This window comes from Campylobacter sp. US25a, from assembly GCF_004379075.1.
In the GTDB taxonomy this organism is placed as follows: Bacteria; Campylobacterota; Campylobacteria; order Campylobacterales; family Campylobacteraceae; genus Campylobacter_D; species Campylobacter_D jejuni.
The window spans coordinates 1-4,624 of sequence record NZ_RYYM01000030.1 but is presented as its reverse complement, the minus strand read 5'-3'; the positions used below and the strand labels follow the sequence as shown (position 1 = coordinate 4,624).

At 25.8% G+C, this 4,624-nt stretch carries 3 protein-coding genes and 1 pseudogene; all 4 read right to left on the bottom strand.

Annotated elements, in window-relative coordinates:
• Nucleotides 1–108: 108 nt before the first annotated feature.
• Nucleotides 109–1,382, bottom strand: a pseudogene (locus ELQ12_RS09385) (hypothetical protein).
• Nucleotides 1,375–3,144: a hypothetical protein gene (locus ELQ12_RS09380; RefSeq protein WP_243834152.1), complete on the bottom strand. Its 1,770-nt coding sequence runs from the start codon at nt 3,142–3,144 to the stop codon at nt 1,375–1,377. Before ELQ12_RS09380 ends, ELQ12_RS09385 begins: the two are co-directional and overlap by 8 nt.
• A gap of 141 nt (nt 3,145–3,285) precedes the next feature.
• Nucleotides 3,286–4,110 carry a hypothetical protein gene (locus ELQ12_RS09370; protein WP_044780729.1) on the bottom strand — a complete coding sequence of 275 codons (825 nt, stop codon included), beginning with the start codon at nt 4,108–4,110 and terminating at the stop codon, nt 3,286–3,288.
• Nucleotides 4,111–4,193: 83 nt separating this feature from the next.
• A partial coding sequence (locus ELQ12_RS09365) for a hypothetical protein (protein ID WP_208379396.1) occupies nt 4,194–4,624 on the bottom strand: 431 nt, incomplete at its 5' end.

Sequence of the window (4,624 nt, the reverse complement as noted above, 5' to 3'; positions counted from 1 at the left end):
TAACTTTTTATGTTTGTATTTATGGCTAAATAAATAGCATAAGGTTCTTTTCTGGTTTGTAAGAAATCTTTATGTTTAAATATATTCTTTATGGCTACTTCTAACATATCAACCCCTATATTTTTCAAAATAAAATGTGCTTATTCTCGCATCTCTTTCACTTGGAGAAAACCAATAAATTGCAGGTTTATCTGAAAATATACCGTATTTATAAGGTTTAACTCCGACACAATCTGTATAATTATTACTAATTATGCATTTTTTATCATACGCCCAAAACATAACAACATTTTCAAATTTAAAATATTCATTAGAATATATGAGTTTAAAATGCTTTCTGTATGTTGATTTTTTATTTCTTTAGAATTATTTTTATCAATATAAAAATGTCTAAATTCGTGAAAAAAAGTTGATAATATCTGTTCTTCTTTGTTTTTTAAATTCAAATATAATGCTTTTTTTCCTACACTATTATAAGATCCGTTATTGTATTGTTTAAACTCTTTATAAATAGTTGGAATTGGTGGTTCTATGTCGAAAGCTTTTACCAAATCTTCAAGAAATTCTTGAAAAAACATAATTTTTTCCTCATCACTTTTGTTTGAAAATTCACTAAATTTTGCTTTATAGCTTGGTATGATAAAAAATTTCTCATCAGAATAAACATCTATAAATTTTTTAACAAATTTCTCCCTTTCTTTTAAATACTTATCTCCATCACTTACACTTTTAATAAATTTTTCATTAGCTAAATCAAATCTATAATAAATATAAGCAATTTTTCCTGCAAGTTGGGGATAATTTTTAAAAAATTCATAATTATTTGTTTCTTTTGCTTTTTCTTCAAAACTTTGGCAAGCTTTTAAAAACTCTACAGCCTCAAAAACACTAAAAATACAATTTGTTTGAATTATATCACTATTAAAATCATTCCTTAGTTTACTTTCTTCTACATCCTCATCATCTCCAACTCCCACTCTAAAGCTCATATCTATGATGATGTAATGATCTTCTAAATTAGGCATAGTTTTTTCACTACTATAAGCAAATAAAACTATGTAGTATTTATAATCTTGTATGTCTTCTTTAGGCTCGTTGCTTCTATTTATAGGCAAGCAAAAGGATAAAATATTGTCTTCATAGCTTTCATTATAAATCAAATCATCATTTTCAAATAATACCTTAAGATTTTTTTCATCAATATAGCCATTACAATCATGTAATAATAAATTTAATTTTTCTTTGCTTTCACATTCTACAAAAGCCCATTTTAGTTTTTCATCGCTTTCTTTTTCTAGTTGTAAGCTTATATAAGTCCCTGGTGCAAAAGAAGCATTTAAATCAATATGGGAATTTTCATGAAATATTAGTGTTTTATTCATAAACTTTTCCTACAAATATAATTTTATTATCTATTTTTTCAGGGTAAGCCACTTTAAGTGAGATTATATTTTTCCCCTCACTCCGCACAAACTTAGCTTGCTTATTTAAATCCTCTAATAACTGTGCTTGTGCCATACCTATGCTACCACTACTGCCAAACTCTCCCTTTTCATTGATGCTATAAAGATATAGATTATCTTTTATTATGCTTTGCTCTTTTTTATCTTTTTTGCTTGTTTTGTTTTCTTTTTCATTACTTTCTTTTATTTTTACTTCTTTAAAAGTTTTAGAGCATTCTTTATCAGTATATAATCTTACGCAGTATCTTCCCCAGGTTTTTCCTATTTCAAAGGGATAATCTTTTAAAAAGTTAGGCTTAGTATCTTTAGCTATTTCATTGATTTTTAAATAATACTCCCCTTCAGGTAAAGTGCCAAATCTATCTTGAATGCTTTCATCATCATAGTAAAAATAAGCCTTTCCACTTTTGCTTTTATCTTTTTCATCTTGGTAAAAATAATGTGTAATTTGTTTTTTACTTCTTTTTTGATTGTCTGCCTTAGCAGTGCCACTTCTTGCCATGTAAGAATTAATCAATTCATTTCCTTTATAATGATAGAGATTAAATCCATCATAAACTAAATGATCTTTTGCTTTAAATTTAAATATAAGTCCAACTTTGTGATGGGTATAATTATTAAATATCCTTTTAGCATTTTGTAAAGGAGTAGGAAAATAAGCTTCACTTTCATCAAGCTTTACTTTAAAGCTATAACAATCACTAAAATACTTTTCTTTATCAAATCTTATTTTACCCTTTTCATCACTGCGTCTTTTTAGATTAACTACTCTTAAAGCTTCATTATGTTTAAAACCTTTGATAATGATTTTAGCATTAGCAATGGGTTTATTGTGTTCATCTTTTAAATATAAAGTGATAAAGCAAGGTTCTTTGGGGTTTGATGAAGAGTTGCTTGAGTTATTTTGTTCGTTTTGACTAAAGAAAGCAGAATGCTTTGAATGGGTTTTGGAGTTATCATCTTGTAAATATAACACACCAGATGGCAAGATATTATTATCATAATATTTTTTAAATGAAGGAAAAAAGGGAATTGGAGATTCAAAAGATTGTTTTTGAAGTATTTGAAATACTCTTTTATAAATAACCATAGGTGTAATTTTTTCTTGATCGATAAATTTAATATTAACAGTTCTACCTATTTTTAATGGATCTAATTCGTATTCTAAATAAAGATTTATATATTTTGCAAATCCATCATTACTTTCAAAATCAAAATTATCATCGAGTGGATAAAGCTTTAGATTAGAAATATATTCGGCTTTGTAAGTTTTAGCATTAATATGAAATTTAACATTTTTATTGAAAGCTATTTTTGTGCTTCCAAAAGTAAAAGATCTTTTAGCATAATCACTTGAGTTTATATCTAAGTAGTAGTGGCTTCTTTTACACGCTCTATTATCTTCGATATATTCTCCATCTCTATTAATAAATGGATTTACGCCTCCATACATCTTAGTTTCTACTATATCGTCTAGTTCTAAAATATACATCTCTTCTTCTATTTTATCTTTAAATTTTTCAAGTTCTTTTTTACTAAATTCGCAATCAAAAAATTTTTGAAATACTCTAAAATCTGCAGCACTAGTATATTTATCCACATATTTCATATAATCAAGTGCCGAAGCTTGTATGATTATTTCTTTTTCATCTCTTGCTTTATAATCTTTAGCGATAAGCACACGATTATCTTTTTTAGCTAAATTACTTGGTGGCGTGCTTTCTCCCTAAAGATAATAAGATAAAATTTCTATTCCATAATCACCTTTTAAATTTAATAAAAAACCCATTTTATTTTTCCTGCCATACTTAAAATTTCAGTTTTATTCATTAACCCATATAAAATTATCATTTTCGCGTATTTCTACTTCACCACAATTTGTAATAGGATAATACTCGTATCTAAAATAATTATCATTTTTCCACCTTTCCAAAACATCTTTATTGAATTTCTCTTTAGAGTGTTTATAGCCTATAAGATACATTTTAACTAATAAGCCATAATCATAATCACCAAATCTTGAAGGTGTAACAAAATATTCATAACCACCTATTGCTATAAATTTAACATCATAGTGAATAAGATAAATTCTTTCCCGATAATCAAAAAGTAAAGAATATTTGAGTTTTATATTGCTTAACTTTTGCGTTTTATCAAAATCCCCTATTAAAATTTTTTCTTCTTCAAATGGTTTTACAATGTTAAAACCCTGCATTATTTTTTGCATATTTTCTTCTTCAGTTTTATTAAAATCAATTTGTTTTATGATATCGTTGATATCAAATTGCTTTCCATTACTAAAAAATTGACAATCTGTATCTTCAAAATGACATTTAGTACCAAGATATTGCCACTCTTCTTGAGCTACATTGTAATATCTTTTACTATGTGCATAATCATAAAGCTTTTTAAGCAAATCTTTAGCAGCTCTTTCAAATACTTCATTTCTATCCAGTTTTTTACCTTCTTTTATACAATACCAATTTTGATTAAGTGTTGCATTGGAGCGTAAAATCACTTTTGCATAACCATTTTTAAATTCAGTATAAAAAAGTATATTATATCCTATAAATCCGATAAACAATATAGCTATAATCCAAGCTAATTTTTTTAATTTTGTGTCAAATAAAAACTGAAGTTTTTTCATTTATACTCCTAAATAAATTTGCAAATCCTTTTCTGTTTCGTTTAATTTTTTTCTAGGTAATTCTTCTTTTTGCAATTCTTCGTTCATTGTTTACACTCTTTTAGTTTGGATTTTATGGATTTAAGTTTATTGGTTTGTTTTTGACCGAGTCTGAGTTTTGGATAATTATTGTTTATATTTTCTATTTTCATTTTAAGATAATCATCTTTATAGGCAATAAATTTAATTTTTGAATTTATAAGATTGATATATCTATCAACTGCAATATTAATTTTTTCTATGCCATTTAGAATTACTATGGTTTTGGGATTATTTAAATCACAAATAGGAGCTATTGAAAGTTCTCTTAGGTACATATTATTAGCAAACGCACTATCTAAGCCAATCAATAGATTAATATATGTTATAATTTCTATTATTTCAAAATCATTATCATTTTTTTTCAAAAAATCCTCTTCTAAACGAGTATTTAGAAAAAATAAAAAATCTTCAAAAACTTTAAATCTTTCCTTGT

Coding starts and splice junctions, on each gene's coding strand:
- ELQ12_RS09370 (WP_044780729.1), bottom strand. CDS start 4,110: ATGAAAAAACTTCAGTTTTTATTTGACACAAAATTAAAAAAATTAGCT.